The sequence below is a fragment of the Burkholderia sp. WSM2230 genome (assembly GCF_000472445.1).
In the GTDB taxonomy this organism is placed as follows: Bacteria; Pseudomonadota; Gammaproteobacteria; order Burkholderiales; family Burkholderiaceae; genus Paraburkholderia.
Genome location: NZ_AXAJ01000001.1, coordinates 210233 through 230709 on the forward strand (window position 1 = coordinate 210233; position 20477 = coordinate 230709).

The window sequence follows — 20477 nt, forward strand, 5'->3', positions numbered from 1 at the left end:
AACAGCGTTGCAGGCGCTGCTTCGCTACACCGCTTCTTTCACCGCTCTCAGGAACTGCTGCGTGCGTTCATGCTGCGGCGCGCTGAAGAACTGCTGCGGCGGACCCTGCTCGATGATCTTGCCTTGCGAGAAAAAGCACACACGGTCCGCGAATTCGCGCGCGAAACCCATCTGGTGCGTCACCATCAGCATCGTCAGGTTGTGCTCGCTGCCAAGGCGGCGGATCACGTTCAGCACTTCGCCACACAACTCGGGATCGAGCGCGGAAGTCACTTCGTCGAACAGCATGACCTTCGGCCGCATGGCCAGCGCACGTGCAATCGCCACGCGCTGTTGCTGTCCGCCCGACAACTGCGACGGGTAGTGATTGCATTTGTCCTCGAGTCCGACGAGCGACAGCAGATCGCGCGCTCGCTCGGTCGCTTCCTTGCGTGAGAGGCCGAGCACCTGCATCGGCGCTTCTATGGTGTTGGCGAGCGCCGTCATGTGCGGAAACAGGTTGAAGCTCTGAAACACCATGCCGATCTTGCTGCGCACGCGCCGCAAGTGTTTCAGCGATGCGGGCACCAGTTCGCCGTTCTTTCGCATATGCGTGAGCGGCTCGCCGTCCACTTCGATCATGCCGTCCGTCAGCGGGTCGAGCGTCATCAGCACGCGCAGCAGCGTGGACTTGCCTGAACCGCTCGGGCCGATGATCGCGACTTTCTCGTTGCGGCCAATATCCAAGTTCAGCTCGTCGAGCACGGTGAGCGCGCCGTAGCGCTTCGTCACGCCGACAAAGCGCACCATGGGCGCCTCGCCCGGTACGCCGGCCTGCGGGTCGAGTACGGAAGCGGGATCGTCTCGTTTCATCGGGTTCTCCACGGATAAGGCCGAATGCGGCGGGGTAAGGGCATCGACGTCGGTCTTCACGGTCATGGCAACCTCAAACCGTATTCGAGCCGCCGCACGAGTTGCGCGAAGGTCATGCTGATGAGCAGAAAGAAGATGCCTGCCAGCGTGATCGGCTCGAGGTAGCGGAACGTCTCCGAGCCGATGTTCTTGGCCTGCTGCATCAATTCGACGACGGTAATGGCCGAGAGCACGGGCGTGTCCTTGAACATCGCCACCAGATAGTTGCCGAGCGCGGGAATCACCGGGCGAATCGCCTGCGGCAGGATCACGCCGCGGTAGGTGCGCCACGGCGACAGCGACAGCGCGCAAGCCGCTTCCCACTGGCCGCGCGCCACGCCGTTCAGGCCCGCGCGATACACCTCCGACGTATAGCACGCGTAATGCAGCGCGATGCCGACGGTGCCCGCCGTCAACGCCGACATGGTGATGCCATACACGGGCAGCACGTAAAACAATACGTACACCTGAATCAGCAAAGGCGTGCTGCGAATGAATTCGACGATAAACCCGACCGTGCGCGACACCGCCTTGACGGGGCTGCGCCGCAGCACGGCGAGAACGAGCCCGAGCACCAGCGCGATAGCGAAACCGACTAGCGTGATGAGGATGGTGTAAATCGACGCGCGCAAGAGAGCGGGCAGAATCTGCTCCGCGTAGTGCAGATCGAAAAAGCTGTTCATCGGGCGGCCCTCTGGATGATGCCGTGGCTCACGCGGCGCTCGAAATGCCGCATCAACGCGACCAGAATCTGCGCGAGCACGAAGTAGATGACGAGCGTGAGCATGAAGATCTCAGCGGTCTTGAAGGTCGCCTCGTCGAGCTGCCGCGCGCGAAACGTCAGATCGGACAGCGTGATCAGCGAGACGAGCGAAGTGCCTTTGAGCAGCTCGATCATCAGATTGGTGGCGGGCGGCAGCGCGTTGATCATCGCCTGCGGCAGCACGATGCGGCGCATTCGGGCGAGCGGCGACATGTTCAGCGCGAGCGCCGCCTCGAATTGTCCGCCGGGCACCGAACGCAATGCGCCGCGCAAAATCTCCGAACCGTATGCGCCGTAATGCAAACCCAGTCCGACGATGGCGACGGTAAACGGCGTCATCTCGATGCGAAACGGCGGCAGCGGCAGCACGAAGAAAAACCAGAATAGTTGCACGAGCAACGAGGTGCCGCGAAAGATCTCGACGTAAGCATTGCCGAGCCAGCGCAGCGGAGCCCAGGGCGCGAGCTTCGCGGCGGTCGCGACGAACGCCATCACGATCGCGAGCACGGTTGCGAAGGCGGCAATCTCCACCGTCACGAGCGTGCCTTGGAGCAGCAGGGGAAACAGTTCACGCATGGCGGTTCCTCGCTTGCATGACGGCGTGTGCGCCTGCACACGCCTTGGGATTCAGGTCCGGCCGTGGCCGGTGCACCCGCGGCTCGCTTACTTGCCGCAGATCTCGGCAGCGGTGCGCGTAGTCACATTCGTTTTATCAAAGCCGAACGGCGCGACGGTCTGCAGATGATCGGCGGTGCCCAGCCATTCATGCAACTGCTTGTTGACCGCATCGCGCAGATCCGTGTCTTCGGGGCGGAACGCAAGTGCGCCGTAGCCTGTGTGCTTCGGGTCGTCGGTGAAATTCGCAACCGCCTCGACCTGGTCGGAGGCTTTCGCGGCGAGGCCCTTCATGGTCAGCGCGGTGCCGGCCGCGGCGTCCGCGCGGCGCGCGCGCACCGCCTGCAATTGCGCGGTCGTGTCGGGCACCTGCATGAGCTGGGCGTCTTTCACGCCGGCATCGCGCGAATTCGCGAGTTCCACCGCGCCGGCCATCACCGCGAGCTTGACGTCGGCCTGCTTGCCGATATCCGCATAGCTATGAAGGTTCTTGGGATTGCCTTTGGGCACGAGCAGCGTGTCCTGGATCTGATACTGCGGGTTGGCGAACGCAACCTGCTTGCAGCGCTCCGGCGTGATGTACATGCCGGCCGCGATCACGTCGAAGCGGCCCGCGCGCAGGCCCGGAATCAGCGAGCCCCATTCGGTCAGCACGCCGTCCACCTTCTTCACGCCCATCTTTGCGAAGATTTTGCGAGCGATCTCCGGCGATTCGCCGGTCACCTTGCCGTCAGGCGTGGTGTAGGCGAACGGCGCTTCATTGGCATAGCCGATGCGCACCTCGCCCGTGCGCTGGATGCGCTGCAACGTCGTTTCCGCCGACGCATATTGCGCCGGCACGGCCAGAGTCGCCGCAGCGACGCAGAGGGCTCCCAGCAATCCTGAAGTGCGCTTCGCTTTCATATCGATTCCGTTGTAAACGTGGGTGATGAATGAGGTGATGAACGGGGTGATCAATGTCGCGACGCATCATGCACGCGCCAGGGCGAAGGACCGCCGATGCCGCGTCTTGCCTCGCCTTCCGCCGCAACCCTGAATGCAGCATACAAAGCCAATTTTTTAATCCGATTGCTCTAGGACAATAATTTTCCGGGCCTGTTTCGCGGCAGTATGAGAGGCATTGGCAGCCGGTATGACAGGCTTGCCGCGAGGCCGGCAGCAAGGGTTTACGACGAGGGCCCACGAGCTTGCAAAGGGGGCTTTGAACGAGCCGCTCGCAACAGGGCACTCGCAACAGGGCACTTCGCAAGAGTAGAGCAGTGCAACACTGGAGGCGCAGGTGATCGAGCAGTGGCGTGATGCGGTGCGCGCGGTGCACGGCGTGGAGTCGAAATACAAGCGGCTGGTGAAGGCCATTGCGGGCGATATAGAAAGCGCCACGCTGCCCGCCGGCGCACGTTTGCCGCCGCAGCGCGATGTGGCCGCCGAGCTGGCCATCAGCGTGCAGACCGTGACCAACGCATACAAGGAGCTGGAACGGCAGGGGCTGATCCGCTGCGAAGTCGGCCGCGGCAGTTTCGTGGCGGCGCGCGTTACGGAAACCATGTCGAACTACATGCTCGATACGGCCGAGCGCTCGGTGGTCGACTTTTCGATTGCGCGCATCATTCACACGCCGGAACACGACGCGATGTGGCGCAAGGTCTGCGCGACACTCTCCACGCTCGACGACCAACCGTGGATTCGCGCGTTCCGGCCGATTGCGGGCTTCGAGCATCATCGGCAGGCGGGTGTCGCGTGGCTCGCTTCGCTGGGCATGCCCGCATCGACGGATACGCTGCTCGTCACGAATGGCGCCGCGCACGGCATCTTTCTCGCGCTCGCCTCGCTCGTGGGCCCAGGCGACACCGTGCTGTGCGAAAGCCTGACAGATCACGGCGTGATAGGTTCGGCCAACGTGCTCGGCTTCACGCTTAAGGGCCTGGAAATCGACGAATACGGCATCCACCCCGAACATTTCGAGGAGATGTGTGACAGCGAGCGGATCAGCGCGCTCGTCTGCACCCCCACGCTGAACAACCCCACGGTCGCGATGATGCCGGACTCAAGGCGCCGCGCGATCGCACGCATTGCGGAGCGCTACGGCGTGTATGTGATCGAAGACGATGTGTACGGTCCCTTGCCCGCGAAGCCGGCGACGCCCATTGCGAGCCTCATTCCCGAGTTGTCGTTCTATTGCACGAGCATGACGAAGTCGGTGCTCACCGGTTTGCGCATCGGCTACCTGACCACGCCGCGCCGCCTCGCGCTGCGCGCGGAGAGTGTGTTGCGAGTGAGCAGCTGGATGGCGACCTCGCCGATGGCCGAGGTCGCGACGCGCTGGATCGTCGACGGCACAGCGGAGCGTCTCGTGCAGATTCAGCGCGAACGTTTGGGACGACGCCAGGCGCTTTTGCAGCAAACGCTCGGCGCCTATGTTCTCGGCGCACATCCGCAAGCCTTGTCCGCGTGGCTGCGCGTGCCCGAACACTGGCAGGCGGACCGCCTCGTCAGGGAACTGCGCAATCGCGACATTGCGGTGACTTCCGCTGAGCCGTTCCTCGTGCGCGGCGCTGACCGGCCGAGTGCGGTGCGTGTGTGCGTAGGCGCCGAAGTGAGCGACGAAATCTACAAGGCGGCGCTCGAAACCATGCGCGAGGTCTTTGAGCAGTATCCGCAAGTGCACGATTTCACCTGACCGCCAGCCTCGTTGAGACGCAGTGCGCGAAATGAACTAGGACAATAGAAATCGCTTTTTAGAACATTAGACTGGGCTGCATTCGAAACGATGTGGCCGCAGCCGGCTCGACGCCCGAGGCGTCATGCAGAAGCGGAAGCATCGAATTAAACCCTTTTGTGCAGGGCCGAGTTCATGTCCGTTCTGTCGCTGGCCGATGTCTACCGCGCGCGTCGCCGTATCGAGGGGCGCGTGTTGCGCACGCCGCTCATCGAATCGCCGAGCCTGTCGGCAATCGCGGGCACGCCGGTTTTCCTCAAGCTCGAAACCGTGCAGCCGACCGGCAGTTTCAAGCTGCGCGGCGCGACCAATGCGCTGACCGAACTCGCGGGGCAGGGTTGCCGCAAGGTCGTCACGGCATCGACTGGAAATCACGGGCGCGCGGTGGCTCATGCGGCGCGCGCGCTCGGTATCGAAGCGACCGTCTGCATGTCGGCGCTCGTGCCGGATAACAAGGTCGAGGCGGTGCGCGCGCTCGGAGCCCGAGTGCGCATTGTCGGCAAAAGCCAGGACGACGCCGAGCGTGAAGCGCTGCGGCTCGTGCGCGAAGAAGACTTCGCTTATGTGCCGCCGTTCGACGATCTGCAGGTGATCGCGGGACAGGCGACCATCGGCCTGGAAATTGTCGAAGCGGTGCCGGACGTTGCTCATATCGTGGTGCCATTGTCGGGCGGCGGCCTGTTTGCAGGCGTCGCGTTTGCGGCGAAAAGCGCAAATCGCGCGATTCGCATGAGCGGCGTGACAATGGCTCGCGGCGCCGCGATGCATGCGAGTCTCGCGAGCGGACGACCGGTGCTGGTCGAGGAAGTCGATACGCTGGCTGACTCGCTCGGCGGCGGTATCGGCCTCGAAAACCGCTATACGTATCAACTCACCCGCGATCTCATCGACGACACGCTGCTGCTCGGCGAGGACTCGATTGCGCGCGGCATCGTCCATGCATATCGGCACGAGCGTCTCGTCGTTGAGGGCGCGGCGGCAGTCGGCATCGCGGCGTTGCTCGACGGCGCGCTGCACGATGCGCGCGGTCCGCTGGTGATCATCGTGACGGGCGCCAATATCGACATCGAGCTGCATCGCCGTATCGTCAATGCGATGCCCGCGCAATCCCATACTGACAAAACCCCATGACGTCCATCACTTTGCTCGGCGAAGCGCAGCTTCGCGAACTGGTGCCGCTCGATCTCGCGGCCATCGATCAGGTCGAAGCGGCCTTCCTCGCGTTGGCGACCGAAGACGTCGCGATGCCGCCCATCTTGCGCCTCGATCTACCCGCGCGAAACGGCGAGGTGGATGTCAAGACTGCTTATCTGCCGCGCTTCGACAGCTTTGCGATCAAGGTCAGTCCGGGTTTTTTCAACAATCCCGCGCTCGGTCTGCCGAGCCTGAATGGTTTGATGCTGGTGCTCTCCGCGAAGACCGGCCTGACCGAGGCGGTCCTGCTGGATAACGGCTATCTGACGGCAGTGCGTACTGCAGCAGCCGGCGCGGTCGCGGCGCGCTGGCTCGCCAAAGAGCAGACGCCGCAAGTGGCAGTGCTCGGCGCGGGCGAGCAGGCGCGCTTGCAATTGCAGGCGCTGACTCTCGTGCGCCGTGTCGAACATGTGCGCGTGTGGGCGCGCAATCGTTCCAACGCACAGCGCTTTGCCGAAGAGATGACGGCCACGCTCGGCGTGCGCTGCGAAGCCGCACGCGATGTCGCGCACGCGCTCGCCGAAGCCGACATCGCCATCACGACGACGCCGAGCCGCACGCCTCTGATTGAAGCCGCACATCTGCACGCCGGTTTGCATATCACCGCAATGGGCTCCGATGCCGAGCACAAGAACGAAATCGCGCCGGCCGCATTGGCCGCGGCGCGCTACATCTGCGACCGCGTGCAGCAAACGCGCGTGCTTGGCGAACTGCATCATGCGCTGAATGCGCGCGCGATCAAGGCCGACGCCAGCATCGTCGAGCTAGGCGAGGTGATCGCAGGCAAGGCGGTCGGACGGACAAACGATACCGACGTGACGATCTGCGATCTGACCGGCACCGGTGCGCAGGACACGGCGATCGCCGCGCTCGCTTTACAGCGGGCGCACGCCGCCAAAGCAGGAATGATTTTTCGTAACGATGTGCAGCGCTAAGAGGGGACGATGTCCGAGACAACGCAAGTGGAACGCAAGGTGAGCGATCAGGCGTCGGCTGTACGCCTGCCGTTCGAACGGCCCGAATACGACGCACGTATCGGCAAGACGCGCAAGGCGATGCAGGCCGCCGGGATCGAATTGCTGATCGTGTCGGACCCGACCAATATGGCGTGGCTGACCGGCTACGACGGCTGGTCTTTCTACGTGCATCAATGTGTGCTGCTGGCGCTCGACGGCGAACCCGTATGGTTCGGCCGCGGCCAGGACGCAAACGGCGCGAAGCGCACGGTGTTCATGCAGCATGACCATATAGTTGGTTATCCAGATCATTACGTTCAGTCCGCCATGCGTCATCCGATGGATTACCTTGCGCGCGAGGTGATCGAGGCGCGCGGTTGGGGCGCGCTCAGAATCGGCGTCGAAATGGATAACTACTATTTCAGCGCAGCGGCCTACCGTTCGCTCGTGCAGCATCTGCCCCAGGCAAAATGGCAGGACGCGACGAGCCTCGTGAACTGGCAACGTGCGGTGAAATCGCCGCGCGAAATCGAATATATGCGTGTGGCGGCGCGCATTGTGGAGACGATGCACGAGCGCATTGTCGAGCGGATCGAGCCTGGCATGCGCAAGAACGATCTGGTGGCCGAGATCTACTCGACCGGCGTTCGCGGCGTGGACGGTCACGGCGGCGATTATCCGGCCATCGTGCCGTTGCTGCCGACCGGCGCAGACGCCGCCGCTCCGCACCTCACGTGGGACGACACGCCGTTTGCGAAAGGAGCGGGCACGTTCTTCGAAATCGCCGGCTGCTTCAAGCGCTATCACTGCCCGCAGTCGCGCACGGTGTTTCTCGGCAAGCCGCCCCGGCACTTCATCGAGGGTGAGCGCGCAGTAGTGGAAGGCATCGAGGCGGGGCTCGCCGCGGCCAAACCGGGCAACACCTGCGAGGACATCGCCAATGCATTCTTCGCGGTGTTGCACAAATACGGCATCGAAAAGAACAGCCGCTGTGGCTATCCAATCGGCGCGAGCTATCCGCCGGACTGGGGCGAGCGCACCATGAGCCTGCGTCCCGGGGACAAGACGGTCCTCGAACCGGGCATGACGTTTCATTTCATGCCCGGCTTATGGCTCGACGATTGGGGCCTCGAAATTACGGAAAGCATCCTGATTACAGCAAACGGCGTCGAGCCGTTCTGCAACACGCCGCGCAAGCTGTTCGTGAAGGAGTAGTGCATATGCGCGCATCACCCATTCAGCCGACAGTCGATTTCGACGCAGACGGCGAACAGCACGGCTTTCTGAAACTGCCGTATTCGCACGACGCCTCCGCGTGGGGCGCCGTGATGATTCCGATCACCGTGATCCGCAACGGCGATGGGCCGACCGCGCTTCTCACGGGCGGCAATCACGGCGACGAATACGAAGGCCCCATCGCGCTCTCGCAGCTCGCGGCTACGCTGCGAGCCGCGGACGTGAAGGGGCGCGTCATCATCGTGCCGTTTATGAATTACCCGGCGTTTCGCGCGGGCACCCGTACGTCGCCCATCGACCGCGGCAATCTCAACCGCAGTTTTCCCGGCAAACCGGACGGCACCGTCACCGAGAAAATCGCCGACTATTTTCAGCGCCATCTGTTGCCGCTCGCGGACTACGTGCTCGATCTGCACGCTGGTGGCCGCACGCTCGACTTCGTGCCGTTCGCCGCGATTCATCTGCTGCCCGATGAGCGGCAGCAGGCGCGCTGCGAATCGGCGATGCGTGCATTCGGCGCGCCGTATTCAATGCGGATGCTGGAACTGGACAGCGTCGGCCTCTTCGATACGGCGGCCGAGGAAGCGGGCAAGGTGTTCGTATCGACGGAACTCGGCGGCGGCGGCACGGCCACGGCGCGAAGTGTTGCCGTCGGCGCTCGCGGCGTCCGGGGCTTTCTGCAGCACGCGGGGATTCTTGCTCGCGCGCCTAACGAGGATGCTCCACGCACCACGATATTGCTCGATATGCCTGACGGTGCCTGCTTCACCACCAGCGAACACGACGGTCTGCTGGAACTGTGCAAGGACCTCGGCGAGATGGTGGAAAGCGGCGAGGTGATCGCGCGCATCTACGACGCGTCGCGCACTGGCGTTGCGCCGGTGGAATATCGCGCGCGCCGTGGAGGCCTGCTCGCCGCGCGGCATTTTCCGGGCCTTGTACGCATTGGCGATACGGTTGCAGTGGTGGCCGATGTGGTCGAACGCGGCATACCGGTGAGCGTCTGAGCGCGATGAAACTCGACCGCTATGACCTGGCGATTCTGCGCATTCTTGCGCGCGACGGACGCATCACGAAATCGCGTCTCGCGGAAGAAATCAACCTGTCGATTTCGCCGGCATGGGAGCGCGTCAAGCGTCTCGAAGACAGCGGCGTGATTCGCGGTTATCGCGCTGACGTCGACTGGCTGCGCGCGTTCAAAGGCGCGCGCGTGGTGGTGGAAGTGACGCTCGCGCGCCACACGGCGCACGATATGCGGCGTTTCGAGGAACGCATCGGCGCGTCGCCGGAAGTCGTGCAATGCCATGCAACGGGCGGCGGCGTCGACTATGTGATGCACGTGATGTCGCGCGACATCGACCACTATCAGCGTTTTATCGATTCATTGCTGACAGAGGAGTTGGGTATCGAAAAGTACTTCACGTACATCGTCACGAAGGTCGTGAAGAGCATGCCCGAAGGTGTTCCCGAGTGGGCCGAGGAAACGTTCGGCGACGAGAGCTGACGCGCGCCGCGACGCTGCCGAAAAAACACCATGCGCCGCCGGGCATTACGGAAAAAACGCGGGCGTTTCCACTCGAGAACCGAAAAAACCGCAACGCCGCTGAACGTACAGTGACAGACATACATCGCACACAGGAGGTCGTCATGTTGCTGGGTCATCCGGTTCTGTTCAAATCGCTGTGCTACGTCGACGGGCGCTGGGTTCACAGCGCGAGCGCAGCGAGTATCGCCGTGCACAATCCCGCGGATCAGCAAGTGCTCGGACATGTGCCGATGCTGGACGCCGCGCAGATCACGCAAGCAGTCGATGCCGCAGAGCGGGCCTTCTCCGCGTGGCGCTGGCTGCCGGTCGCGAAACGCTCTGCGTTGCTGCTGCGCTGGCACGAACTGATCCTGCGCCATCAGCATGACCTTGCCGCGATTCTCTCGCTCGAACAGGGCAAACCGCTTGCGGAAGCGCGCGGCGAAATCGCGTACGGCGCGAGCTTCGTCGAATGGTTCGCGCATGAAGTGCGGCGCCTGAACGGCCGCACGATTCCCACGCATATCGACGGTGCGCAACTGGGCACCGTGATCGAACCTGTGGGCGTCGCGGCCTTGATCACGCCGTGGAACTTCCCTTGCGCAATGATCACGCGCAAGGCGGCCGCCGCGCTCGCGGCTGGCTGCACGGTGGTGGTGAAGCCAGCACATGAAACGCCGTTCTCCGCTCTCGCGCTCGCTCAACTCGCCGAAGAAGCGGGTTTCCCGGCCGGTGTGTTCAATGTGGTGCTCGGCGAACCGCAAATGGCAATGCAAACGCTGGTTGGCGACCCGCGTGTGCGCTCGGTGAGCTTTACTGGTTCCACTCGCGTTGGCGCACTCGTCATGCAGGCTGTGGCAAACGCCGGCATCAAGAAGACGGCGCTGGAGTTGGGCGGCAATGCGCCGTTCATCGTCACCGAAGATGCAGACCTGGATGAAGCCGTGCGCGTGGCCGTCGCGGCCAAGTTCCAGACTTCGGGCCAGGATTGCTGCGCCGCCAATCGCATCTTCGTTGCACGTCCGCTGTACGAGGCGTTCGTCGCGGGATACAGCGATGCGGTTCGCGCACTGAAGGTGGGCTCGGCATTCGAAGCCGACGTCGACGTCGGCCCGCTGATGCATCAGGCCGCGTTCGACACGACCCTGCAGCGCGTCGCGGACGCGCAAGCGAAGGGCGCTCGCATCACAGTGGGCGGCTCGGCGCACGAACTCGGCGGCTGGTTCTTCGTGCCTACCGTGGTGGCCGACGCCGCGCCCGGCATGCGCATTTACGACGAAGAAAACTTCGCGCCGATTTCCGCGGTGACGCCATTTGATTCGCTCGACGAAGTAATCCAACGTGCGAACGACACCGAGTACGGACTCGCCGCCTATGTCTGTTCGCGCGATCTCAACACGGTGTTTCAGCTGATCCGGCGTCTCGACTTCGCGATGGTTTCCGTGAACGGCGCGAAGTTCACGGGCGCGCCGATTCCGTTTGGCGGCATCAAGTCGTCGGGTCTGGGCCGCGAAGGCGGCGCCGAGGGCTTCGAACCGTTTGTCGAGACGCGCTATTTCTGCCTCGGCCAACTCGGCTTGCCGGTGACCGGGAGTCTTCCCGCTCGCAGCGCCGCGGCCGCATAACCCTAATTCATGAATTCAACGAAGGAGCCTGTCATGACTCAGTCCGAACAAACCCAGCAACTCGACCAACTCTTCAGCGCCGACCGCGCGCATTTCATGCATCCTTCGACCCACGCTCACGACCATGCGAGTGGCGCATTGCCGGGCCGCATCGTGACCGGCGCGAAGGGCATCCGCATTGAAGACCATCAAGGCAAGACATTTATCGACGCCTTCGCGGGCCTGTATTGCGTGAACATCGGCTACGGCCGCACCGAGGTTGCCGAGGCGATCTACGAGCAGGCGAAGAAGCTCGCTTACTACCACACGTATGTCGGCCATTCGACGGATACGATCATCGAACTGTCGTCGCGCATCATCGAATGGGCGCCGCAGGGCATGAAGAAGGTCTATTACGGCATGTCCGGTTCGGACGCGAACGAAACGCAGATCAAGCTCGTCTGGTACTACAACAACGTGAAGGGCCGGCCGAACAAGAAGAAGATCATCTCGCGGCAGCGTGGCTATCACGGCTCGGGCATCGTGACCGGCAGCCTCACCGGCTTGCCGAGCTTCCATCAATGTTTCGACCTGCCGATCGAGCGCGTCAAACACACCACGTGCCCGCACTGGTATCGGAACGCGCCGGCCGGCATGAACGAAACGCAGTTCGTCGCGTACTGCGTGGAGGAACTGGAGCAACTGATCGCGCGTGAAGGCGCCGACACGATCGCTGCGTTCATCGGCGAACCGGTCATGGGTACCGGCGGGATCCTGCCGCCGCCGGCCGGCTATTGGGCCGCGATCCAGCAGGTGCTGAAGAAGCACGACATTCTGCTGATCTGCGATGAGGTGGTCTGCGGTTTCGGCCGGCTCGGTTCGAAGATGGGCGCGCAGCACTACGGCATCACGCCCGACCTGATCACGGTCGCGAAGGGCCTGACGAGCGCTTATGCGCCGCTTTCCGGCGTGATCGTGAGCGAGGGCGTGTGGGATGTGATCGACAAGGCTTCGCAGGAATTCGGGCCGATGGGTCACGGCTGGACCTACTCGGGACATCCGATCTGCGCGGCGGCGGCACTGGCGAACCTCGATATTATCGAGCGCGAGAATCTGACGCAAAACGCGGCACAAACCGGCGCCTATCTACTCGAACAGTTGCACGCCGCTTTCGATTCGCATCCGCTCGTCGGCGAAGTGCGCGGCGCGGGCATGCTGGCCGCGCTCGAATTCATGGCCGACAAGGATGCCCGCCGGCCCTTCGATGCGGCGTTGAAGGTCGGCCCGCGCGTGTCGGCTGCTGCGTTGCAACGCGGACTGATTGCCCGTGCGATGCCGCACGGCGACATTCTCGGCTTCGCGCCGCCGCTCGTGACTTCACGTGCGGACGTCGACGAAATCGTGAAGCTCGCGCGCGCGGCGGTCGACGAGGTCGCCTCGCAGGTATTCACGCCCGCGGCTGCCGTTTGATCGAGCTTTGTGCCTCTTTGTGTGCCGCAGTAACCGCCATACGGAATTGCGCGGCTTCGCAAAGAGGCGCTTCACATGTTATAAGCCCAAGGCAACTGCAGTTATCGTCAGGTGAAACAGTCGTCTTGGGGGATATCAATGAAGTTGTTCCGCAACGCCAGATCGTCCGCCAGCGTATTTGCGCTGGCCACTGTGTTGTCTGTTTCCTTCGGCTTTCTCGAGACGACGCCGGCCGTCGCGAAGCCGCCCGCGAAGGCGCAACCGGCTGTACTGACCGCGTCCGCCATCGCGGTCGCGGACGAATACAGCGCCGATGCCGCCGAACATATCTTCAAGGAGGGCGGCAATGCGGTCGACGCCGCAGTGGCCATCGCCTTCACACTTGCCGTAACCTATCCGGAAGCGGGCAACATCGGCGGCGGCGGCTTCATGACGCTGTATGTGGGCGGCAAGCCGTACTTCCTCGACTATCGTGAGCGCGCGCCGCTCGCGGCCACGAAGAACATGTATCTCGACGACAAGGGCGAGGTCATCAAAGGCATGAGCCTGTATGGCTACCGCGCGGTGGGCGTGCCCGGCACGGTAGACGGCATGTGGCAGGCGCAGCGCCGCTTCGGCAAACTCAAGTGGAAGCAGGTGCTCGCACCGGCCATCCACTATGCGCGCGACGGCTTCGAGGTCAGCGAACAGTTGCAGCAGCGCCGCGATGCGGCGGCCAAGGAATTCGCTGGCAAGACCAACTTCGACACCTACTTCGGCAACCTGAAGCAGGGCGTGAACTTCAAGCAACCTGATCTCGCCGCCGTGCTGCAGCGCATTTCCGACCAGGGCGCGAGAGATTTCTATTCGGGCAAGACGGCTGACCTGATCGCGGAATCCATGCGCGGTCACGGTCTCATCACCAAGGCCGATTTGCAGCAGTACAAGGCCGTCTGGCGTCAGCCGATCGCGGCCGACTGGAAGGGCTACCGCGTGTATACTGCGCCGCCTCCGAGCTCGGGCGGCATCGGCCTCGTGCAGCTGCTCAAGATGAAGGCCGATCGTGCGGCGGATTTCAAGGACGTCCCGCTCAATTCGCCGCAATACATTCACCTGATCGCGGAAATCGAAAAGCGCGTGTTCGCCGACCGAGCGCAATATCTCGGCGATCCGGACTTCTACAAGGTGCCGGTCGCGCAACTCACCGACGACGCGTACATCGCGAAGCGTGCCTCTGAGGTCAATCCGGACACGCCGTCGGACACCAGGAGCGTGCAGCCTGGACTCGGCACGTCGATGCCGGAGAAGGCGGAAACCACCCATTTCTCCGTGGTCGACAAGTGGGGTAACGCGGTGTCGAACACCTATACGGTGAACGGCTATTTCGGTTCGGGCGTGGTCGCTGATCGCACCGGCATCGTGCTGAACGACGAGATGGACGACTTCTCCGCGAAGCCGGGCGTGGCGAACATGTTCGGCGTGGTGGGCAGCGACGCCAACTCCATCGAGCCGAAGAAGCGCCCGCTGTCTTCCATGAGCCCGACGATTCTCACCAAGGACGGCAAGGTATCGCTCGTGATCGGCACGCCTGGCGGCTCGCGCATCTTCACGTCGATTTTCCAGGTAATCAACAACATCTACGACTTCAACATGCCGTTGCCGGACGCGGTTGCCGCGATGCGCTTCCATCATCAGCTGCTGCCGCCGAACACGATTTTCTGGGAGCCGTATATGCCGATCAACGGCGAGCTCGCCAAAGAGGTCGAGGCCAAGGGCTATACGCTGAAGGCGCAGAACTTCAATGGCGACATTCAGGCGATCAAGATCAACGACAACACGCCCGAGCCGGCAGCGGATCCGCGCGGCCGTGGCGTGACGCGGATCATCCAGTAAACGTGGTTTGCACCGCAGCGCGGAGCATCTGTCCGGATGCTCTGCCGCTCACATAGCAGAAGACCTCGCGCTCGAAAGAGCCCGAGGTCTTTTTTTGCGTGCGAATCAGCTTGTCTGTTCGACCGGCATCAACGTCAGTTCGAGCCGTTGCGCGCCACGCAGCACCGTCACGTTAACCGGCTTGTCGATTCGCGACGCATCGAGCGTGCGCTGCAGCGCATCCACGTCCTGCACAGGTTGCGAGTCGATGGCGACGATGGTGTCGTCCGTGCGCAACCCGCCTGCCGCAGCCGGACTGCCTTTGACGATTTCCATCACATGCACGCCGCTTTGCGCGCTCAGGCCGAAATAGCGCTGCACGCGGCGCGGCAGCGGCGTGGTGGTGCCGGCCACGCCGATATACGCGCGCCGCACGCGGCCGTGCGCGAAGATTTGCATGATGACCCACTTGGCGGTGTCGATGGCGGTGGCGAAGCAGATGGACTGGGCGCCGGGGATGATCGCGGTATTCACACCGATCACCTGGCCCGCCGAGTTGATCAGCGGGCCGCCGGAGTTGCCGGGATTCAGCGCTGCGTCGGTCTGGATCACGTCGTAGATCATGCGGCCCGAGTTCGAGCGCAGCGAGCGGCCGAGCGCCGACACGACGCCCGTCGTGACCGTTTGCGCGAGGCCGAGCGGATTGCCCACCGCAATGGCGATCTGTCCCACGCGCAGCTTCGACGATTCGCCGAGTTCGACGTGAGGCAGCGGTTCCGGCGAGCCGATGCGCAGCACGGCGAGATCGCTGCCGGGGTCGTCGCCGACCAGATCTGCGTCGAACCTGGCGCCGTCGGCAAGCGTCACCTGAATGTGGGTTGCGCCGTGCACGACGTGGCTATTGGTCAGCAGATAGCCGTCCGGCGTGAAGATGAAGCCCGAGCCGGTGCCGCTGCGCGCGCCGCGTTCGCGGCCCGGTGCAGCGACGGGCAGCCGGCGTTCGACGGAGATAAAGGCGACGGCCTGCTGCACGCGCTCGAGCGCGCCGATCACGGTGCGCGAGTAGGCGTCGAGCAGGGCGTCGTCGGATAGAGGGGTGAGTGGGTTGGGCCCGGGGGCGTCGGATGCGGCGCGCGACAGGTCATCAATGAAGCGTGGACGGCTTCCCATGGCGATGCTCCGGATAAACGGAAACGCAGATGCGGGGCGCGCCAGGCGTTTTCAAGTGCGAAGCGGCGCACGCCTGAAGCATCGTGCCGTATGAGACACTTTGTGCTGGCAGGCCGATAGCGCGCCATTTTCGGCCGCCAGGCCGCGCTGCGCCACGTCACCTAACGTCGTTACGCCAGGGAGTGAGCCATGATGGACCCATCCGCCGTGTCCTCCGTTGAAACTGCGACATCGTCCGGCAGCACGCCTGACGAACCGCGGATCGAGTCGCTCAGCGCGATTACCCTCGCCACCAGTGACATGCGGCAAGCGGTGCGCTTCTATCAGGCGCTTGGCTTTCCGCTCAAATTCGGCGGCGAAGACGCTGCGTTCACGTCGTTCGCGTTCGGCGGCACGTTCTTGAACCTGATTGCCGATCCGCGTGCGCCGGTTAGCTGGTGGGGCCGCGTGATTGTCTATGTCTCGGATGTCGACGCGATCCATCGCAAGGCACTGGCGGCGGGTTTCAAGCCCTCGCTGGAGCCGTCCGACGCGCCGTGGGGCGAGCGTTATTTTCACATCACGGATCCGGACGGCCACGAACTCAGCTTCGCGAAACCGCTGCGCCAGTAGCGGGTGCCGGCGGAAAACTCGCTATCATGAAGCGGCAGGACGGTAACATGGCTGACACCGGGCGCACCGATAATCGGGCGCGTCCGCGTCGCGCATGTCGCCGCGCGCCCGATCATTTCCGCCGCGAGGAGAGCCGCAATGAAAGAGCAGGATTCGAGACCCGAAGCCGAGTCGCTGATTGAGCGGCAGCGCCGTTTCGAGGAAGACCTCATCGACGCGTACGACGAGGAACTCGAAATGGAGGTCGACGACCGCATCCTCGACGGTCCCGAGACTTTCACGCGCGAGCACCGCGACGCACGCAAGATGTACTTCCGCGAGCTGTTCCGCCTGCAGGGCGAACTCGTCAAGCTGCAGGACTGGATCGTGCAGACCGGGCATCGTCTGGTCGTGATTTTCGAAGGACGCGATGCTGCGGGCAAGGGCGGCGCGATCAAGCGCATCACGCAGCGGCTCAATCCGCGCGTGTGCCGCGTCGCGGCTCTGCCGGCACCGAACAACCGCGAGCGCACCCAATGGTACTTTCAGCGTTATGTCTCGCATTTGCCTGCGGGCGGCGAGATGGTGCTGTTCGATCGCAGCTGGTACAACCGCGCGGGCGTCGAACGCGTGATGAATTTCTGCACCGACGAAGAATACGAAGAGTTCTTCCGCTCAGTGCCGGAGTTTGAAAAGATGCTCGTGCGCAGCGGCGTGCAGATCGTCAAGTACTGGTTCTCCATTACCGACGAGGAGCAGGAAATCCGCTTCCAGAACCGTATTCATGATCCGCTGAAGCAGTGGAAGCTGAGTCCGATGGATCTGGAAAGCCGCCGCCGCTGGGAGGCTTATACGCAGGCGAAAGAGGTGATGCTGCAACGCTCGCACATTCCCGAGGCGCCGTGGTGGGTCGTGCAGGCCGTCGACAAGAAGCGCGCGCGGCTGAACTGCATTCACCATCTGCTAAGCCAGGTGCCGTATCACGAGATCGAGCATCCGACCATCGAACTGCCCGCGCGTGTTTATCACGACGAGTACAGCCGTCAGCCGGTGCCGGCTTCCATGATCGTGCCCGAGGTGTATTGAGCGTAAAGCGAACTTCGGGAGCAACCACCGCGACGAACCGCAGCGGGCCCCCAGCCAACGTTTCAGAACACCGCCCGAAACACCCAGTACAACCCCGCCGCGAGCGCAATGGACGCCGGCAGTGTCAGCACCCACGCAAGCACCAGGCTGCGCACGGTGGCCCATTGCAAACCCGAGCCGTTGGCCGCCATCGTGCCGGCCACGCCCGAAGACAGCACATGCGTGGTGGAAACCGGCAGACCATACACGTCGGCCGCGCCGATCGTCAGCATCGCGACGAGTTCGGCGGATGCGCCCTGTCCGTACGTCAAATGCTGCTTGCCGATCTTCTCGCCGACGGTCACCACGATGCGCTTCCATCCGACCATCGTGCCCATGCCGAGCGCGATGGCGACCGCGACCTTGACCCACGTCGGAATGAACTTGGTCGCATGATCCGTTTGCGCCTTGAAGTTCTGGATGGCTTTCGCATCTTCCGGTGTGAAGGCGGGCTGCTTCGCCTTGCCCATCAGGCGAATCGCTTCCGAGGCGACATACATGTTGTTGCGCACGTTATCGACGATGCCTTGCGGCACCGCGGCCATCGAACCCGATGCGCCGACTTGCTGCGCGATGATGTCCGTGAGCTGCTTCAGCGCGGGCAACGTCGCGGGCGTGAGTTGGCGCGTGCGCACATATGCTTCGACATCCGCACGCGGATTGGCGGACTGCGGCGCGCCGTTCGTGTATCGCGCGAGCGTGGCCGAGGTTTGCTGAGCGACCGCCACGAAGGTCTGCGTTTCGGCGGGCGTCACCGCCTTGTTCAGCGCATAGGCCGTGGGCACCGTGCCGATCAGGATCAGCATGATGAGGCCCATGCCTTTCTGGCCGTCGTTCGAGCCGTGCGCAAACGAAACGCCCGTGCACGTCAGGATCAGCAGGCTGCGAATCCAGAACGGCGGCGGTTCCTTGCCCTTCGGCTCGGCGTAGAGCGCGGGAATGCGCACCACGGCTTTCAGGATCATGAGCAGCAGGCCGGCCGCGAGAAAGCCGATCAGCGGCGAAAACAGCAGGGATTTGCCGACGCCGAGCGCCTGGTTCCAGTCCACGCCGCTCGTGCCGTTCACGCCATGAATCAACTGGTTCATCAGGCCGACGCCGATGATCGAGCCGATCAGCGTGTGCGAGCTCGACGACGGCAAGCCGAAATACCAGGTGCCCAGATTCCAGATGATCGCCGCGATCAACAGCGCGAACACCATCGCAAAGCCGGCGCTGCTGCCCACTTGCAGGATCAGCTCAACCGGCAGCAGTTGCAGGATGCCGAACGCGACGGCCCCGCTCGAGGTCAGCACGCCGAGAAAATTCCAGGCACCCGACCACACCACCGCGAGATTGGGTGCGAGCGAATGCGTATAGATGACGGTGGCGACAGCGTTGGCGGTATCGTGAAAGCCGTTGACGAATTCGAATCCAAGCGCGATCAGCAGCGCAACGCCGAGCAGCAGATACGGCAGCATCGAACTTTCGCGCACCGGTTGCAGGTCGCCCACCAGTTGCATCCCGCAATAGCCGACGCCGACTACGATCACGGCGAGGAAAATCACGAGGCCGAGATTGCGCCCCTTGCCACTTACCCCACTGGGTTGAGGGTATGAAAGTTCCGGCATGACGTGTGCCTCTGGAGAAAGGTCGCGGAACTTTGGATCGTGCGGGCCATGTGTGTCGGTACGATGACAGCTAAATCTCGTTGCCGCACCTGGCCGTGGGATGCGGCGTGCATAACGCACATGGCGGATTGCGCCGCGATTTTGCCGCCGCGCGCCGGTCCATTTAAGACGCCTGGGCCCCTTTTTTGCTACGCTGGAAGACTCGCAGTACCTTCCAGGAGTCTCCATGAAGCGCGACGCTCACAAGGAAAGCAGTAAGGCGGACGGCGGCCCTCCGGCCGCGGATTCCAGCACGCCCGAAACGACAGCGCAAGAGGCCTTCGCGTCGTATGCCGCACCGCTCGTGAGCGACGCGATCGCGTATGCCAATGCGGTGCGCGACAATCCATCGCCGGAAGCGCTGCATAAGCTTCGCGTTTCGCTGCGCCGCTTGCGCTCGCTGTGGTGGGCCTTCGCGCCGCTGCTGGAGAAGGGTGAAAACACCCGGCAACGTGCGCTCTACAAGTATCTGGCCACAGCAGCGGGCAAGACGCGCGACTGGGACATCCTGATCGAACTGATCCGGAATGAGGACGGTGCCAGCGACTTCGCCCCCACGCTCGAGGAAGCGCGCGACAATGCACTTGCGACGAGCCGCGAGACGCTGAGCAACGCGGACGTCAAGCATTTGCTGCGCGACGCACTGACGAGCGCATCCACCGAAATCAACACCGCGCATGAACGCGTGCCGCTGCGCAAGTTCGCGAACAAGCGGGTTGCAGCTTCGGAGCGCTCCCTGATGAAGCGCGCGAAACGCGCCCGCCACGCGAAGCGTTCGAACTACGCTGCCTTTCACGACGTAAGAAAGGCCGGCAAAAAAGTGCGCTATCTGCTGGAATTTTTCGAGCCGGTCCTGAGCGGCAGCCACAAGCGCACGCTCAAGCGTTTGAAGCAGGTGCAAAAACGTTTCGGCAAACTAAACGATATCGTGGCAAGCGAAATGCTGTTGCGCGACAACGCGAGTCTGTTTGCCGGCGCGGGCGACGCGGACAGCGTGCTGCAGTCGCTGCACAAGGAACGCAAACGCAGGATGCGTTCGGCCGCCGGACTGCTGCGCAAACTGTGACGCGCGAAGGCGGCGTGGCGCGCGGCAGGCTCGGCGCCCGCACATAACATCTGAT

General features: G+C 63.2%; 18 protein-coding genes. 12 read left to right on the forward strand and 6 right to left on the reverse strand.

Annotation, left to right across the window (positions count from 1 at the left end; translation table 11 throughout):
• Positions 1-24: 24 nt before the first annotated feature.
• The 4 genes from ehuA to ehuB all read right to left on the reverse strand — a co-directional run bounded on the left by ehuA (position 25) and on the right by ehuB (position 3172).
• Entirely contained in the window at positions 25-852 is an 828-nt protein-coding gene (gene ehuA / locus A3AC_RS0100950) for an ectoine/hydroxyectoine ABC transporter ATP-binding protein EhuA (RefSeq protein ID WP_035474638.1), read from the reverse strand.
• A gap of 62 nt (positions 853-914) precedes the next feature.
• Positions 915-1574, reverse strand: coding sequence for an ectoine/hydroxyectoine ABC transporter permease subunit EhuD (gene ehuD, locus A3AC_RS0100955; protein WP_025596598.1), 660 nt, complete (start codon positions 1572-1574; stop codon positions 915-917).
• Positions 1571-2230: an ectoine/hydroxyectoine ABC transporter permease subunit EhuC gene (gene ehuC / locus A3AC_RS0100960; protein ID WP_025596599.1), complete on the reverse strand. Its 660-nt coding sequence runs from the start codon at positions 2228-2230 to the stop codon at positions 1571-1573. Before ehuC ends, ehuD begins: the two co-directional genes overlap by 4 nt.
• Before the next feature lie 87 nt (positions 2231-2317).
• Positions 2318-3172 (reverse strand): ectoine/hydroxyectoine ABC transporter substrate-binding protein EhuB, encoded by an 855-nt coding sequence (ehuB, locus tag A3AC_RS0100965; protein WP_025596600.1) that lies wholly within the window; start codon positions 3170-3172, stop codon positions 2318-2320.
• Positions 3173-3548: 376 nt separating this feature from the next.
• Between ehuB and ehuR the strand changes: the two genes are divergently transcribed.
• From ehuR to ggt, 9 genes are all read left to right on the forward strand, one after another.
• Positions 3549-4946 carry a MocR-like ectoine utilization transcription factor EhuR gene (ehuR, locus tag A3AC_RS0100970; protein WP_025596601.1) on the forward strand — a complete coding sequence of 466 codons (1398 nt, stop codon included), beginning with the start codon at positions 3549-3551 and terminating at the stop codon, positions 4944-4946.
• 174 nt (positions 4947-5120) lie between these two features.
• The gene (eutB, locus tag A3AC_RS0100975) at positions 5121-6116 is read left to right on the forward strand and encodes a hydroxyectoine utilization dehydratase EutB (RefSeq protein WP_025596602.1); all 996 of its coding nucleotides are present in this window, start codon (positions 5121-5123) and stop codon (positions 6114-6116) included.
• On the forward strand, positions 6113-7114 hold the full coding sequence (locus A3AC_RS0100980; RefSeq protein WP_025596603.1) for a cyclodeaminase: 1002 nt from the start codon (positions 6113-6115) through the stop codon (positions 7112-7114). The genes eutB and A3AC_RS0100980 overlap by 4 nt, the downstream gene beginning before the upstream one ends.
• A 9-nt stretch (positions 7115-7123) precedes the next feature.
• On the forward strand, positions 7124-8350 hold the full coding sequence (gene doeA / locus A3AC_RS0100985) for an ectoine hydrolase DoeA (protein WP_025596604.1): 1227 nt from the start codon (positions 7124-7126) through the stop codon (positions 8348-8350).
• A 5-nt stretch (positions 8351-8355) separates the two neighbouring features.
• On the forward strand, positions 8356-9378 hold the full coding sequence (gene doeB, locus A3AC_RS0100990) for a N(2)-acetyl-L-2,4-diaminobutanoate deacetylase DoeB (RefSeq protein ID WP_025596605.1): 1023 nt from the start codon (positions 8356-8358) through the stop codon (positions 9376-9378).
• A 5-nt stretch (positions 9379-9383) separates the two neighbouring features.
• Positions 9384-9875, forward strand: a complete 492-nt coding sequence (locus tag A3AC_RS0100995; protein WP_025596606.1) for an Lrp/AsnC family transcriptional regulator — start codon at positions 9384-9386, stop codon at positions 9873-9875.
• Between the two features lie 143 nt (positions 9876-10018).
• A complete protein-coding gene (locus tag A3AC_RS0101000) occupies positions 10019-11521 on the forward strand; it encodes an NAD-dependent succinate-semialdehyde dehydrogenase (RefSeq protein ID WP_025596607.1) in 1503 nt (500 codons plus the stop codon).
• A gap of 33 nt (positions 11522-11554) precedes the next feature.
• Positions 11555-12970, forward strand: a complete 1416-nt coding sequence (locus tag A3AC_RS0101005; protein WP_025596608.1) for an aspartate aminotransferase family protein — start codon at positions 11555-11557, stop codon at positions 12968-12970.
• A gap of 138 nt (positions 12971-13108) precedes the next feature.
• Positions 13109-14842 (forward strand): gamma-glutamyltransferase, encoded by a 1734-nt coding sequence (gene ggt / locus A3AC_RS0101010; RefSeq protein WP_025596609.1) that lies wholly within the window; start codon positions 13109-13111, stop codon positions 14840-14842.
• Between the two features lie 105 nt (positions 14843-14947).
• Here the strand turns inward: ggt and A3AC_RS0101015 are convergent, their stop codons facing one another.
• Positions 14948-15991 (reverse strand): S1C family serine protease, encoded by a 1044-nt coding sequence (locus A3AC_RS0101015; RefSeq protein ID WP_025596610.1) that lies wholly within the window; start codon positions 15989-15991, stop codon positions 14948-14950.
• A gap of 192 nt (positions 15992-16183) precedes the next feature.
• Between A3AC_RS0101015 and A3AC_RS0101020 the strand changes: the two genes are divergently transcribed.
• Positions 16184-16603 (forward strand): VOC family protein, encoded by a 420-nt coding sequence (locus A3AC_RS0101020; RefSeq protein ID WP_035474641.1) that lies wholly within the window; start codon positions 16184-16186, stop codon positions 16601-16603.
• A 138-nt stretch (positions 16604-16741) separates the two neighbouring features.
• Positions 16742-17668: a polyphosphate kinase 2 gene (gene ppk2, locus A3AC_RS0101025; RefSeq protein ID WP_025596612.1), complete on the forward strand. Its 927-nt coding sequence runs from the start codon at positions 16742-16744 to the stop codon at positions 17666-17668.
• A 62-nt stretch (positions 17669-17730) separates the two neighbouring features.
• Here the strand turns inward: ppk2 and A3AC_RS0101030 are convergent, their stop codons facing one another.
• Complete coding sequence (locus A3AC_RS0101030; protein ID WP_025596613.1) at positions 17731-19317, reverse strand: inorganic phosphate transporter; 1587 nt, start codon at positions 19315-19317, stop codon at positions 17731-17733.
• Between the two features lie 226 nt (positions 19318-19543).
• Here A3AC_RS0101030 and A3AC_RS0101035 point away from each other — a divergent pair, with 226 nt between their 5' ends.
• Positions 19544-20422: a CHAD domain-containing protein gene (locus A3AC_RS0101035; protein WP_025596614.1), complete on the forward strand. Its 879-nt coding sequence runs from the start codon at positions 19544-19546 to the stop codon at positions 20420-20422.
• The last annotated feature ends 55 nt before the right edge of the window (positions 20423-20477 follow it).

Excerpts from the sequence above, each read along its gene's own strand:
- ehuA (WP_035474638.1), bottom strand. The coding sequence starts at position 852 with ATGAAACGAGACGATCCCGCTTCCGTACTCGACCCGCAGGCCGGCGTA.
- ehuD (WP_025596598.1), bottom strand. The coding sequence starts at position 1,574 with ATGAACAGCTTTTTCGATCTGCACTACGCGGAGCAGATTCTGCCCGCT.
- ehuC (WP_025596599.1), bottom strand. The coding sequence starts at position 2,230 with ATGCGTGAACTGTTTCCCCTGCTGCTCCAAGGCACGCTCGTGACGGTG.
- ehuB (WP_025596600.1), bottom strand. The coding sequence starts at position 3,172 with ATGAAAGCGAAGCGCACTTCAGGATTGCTGGGAGCCCTCTGCGTCGCT.
- eutB (WP_025596602.1), top strand. The coding sequence starts at position 5,121 with ATGTCCGTTCTGTCGCTGGCCGATGTCTACCGCGCGCGTCGCCGTATC.
- A3AC_RS0100980 (WP_025596603.1), top strand. The coding sequence starts at position 6,113 with ATGACGTCCATCACTTTGCTCGGCGAAGCGCAGCTTCGCGAACTGGTG.
- doeA (WP_025596604.1), top strand. The coding sequence starts at position 7,124 with ATGTCCGAGACAACGCAAGTGGAACGCAAGGTGAGCGATCAGGCGTCG.
- doeB (WP_025596605.1), top strand. The coding sequence starts at position 8,356 with ATGCGCGCATCACCCATTCAGCCGACAGTCGATTTCGACGCAGACGGC.
- A3AC_RS0100995 (WP_025596606.1), top strand. The coding sequence starts at position 9,384 with ATGAAACTCGACCGCTATGACCTGGCGATTCTGCGCATTCTTGCGCGC.
- A3AC_RS0101000 (WP_025596607.1), top strand. The coding sequence starts at position 10,019 with ATGTTGCTGGGTCATCCGGTTCTGTTCAAATCGCTGTGCTACGTCGAC.
- A3AC_RS0101005 (WP_025596608.1), top strand. The coding sequence starts at position 11,555 with ATGACTCAGTCCGAACAAACCCAGCAACTCGACCAACTCTTCAGCGCC.
- ggt (WP_025596609.1), top strand. The coding sequence starts at position 13,109 with ATGAAGTTGTTCCGCAACGCCAGATCGTCCGCCAGCGTATTTGCGCTG.
- A3AC_RS0101015 (WP_025596610.1), bottom strand. The coding sequence starts at position 15,991 with ATGGGAAGCCGTCCACGCTTCATTGATGACCTGTCGCGCGCCGCATCC.
- A3AC_RS0101020 (WP_035474641.1), top strand. The coding sequence starts at position 16,184 with ATGGACCCATCCGCCGTGTCCTCCGTTGAAACTGCGACATCGTCCGGC.
- ppk2 (WP_025596612.1), top strand. The coding sequence starts at position 16,742 with ATGAAAGAGCAGGATTCGAGACCCGAAGCCGAGTCGCTGATTGAGCGG.
- A3AC_RS0101030 (WP_025596613.1), bottom strand. The coding sequence starts at position 19,317 with ATGCCGGAACTTTCATACCCTCAACCCAGTGGGGTAAGTGGCAAGGGG.
- A3AC_RS0101035 (WP_025596614.1), top strand. The coding sequence starts at position 19,544 with ATGAAGCGCGACGCTCACAAGGAAAGCAGTAAGGCGGACGGCGGCCCT.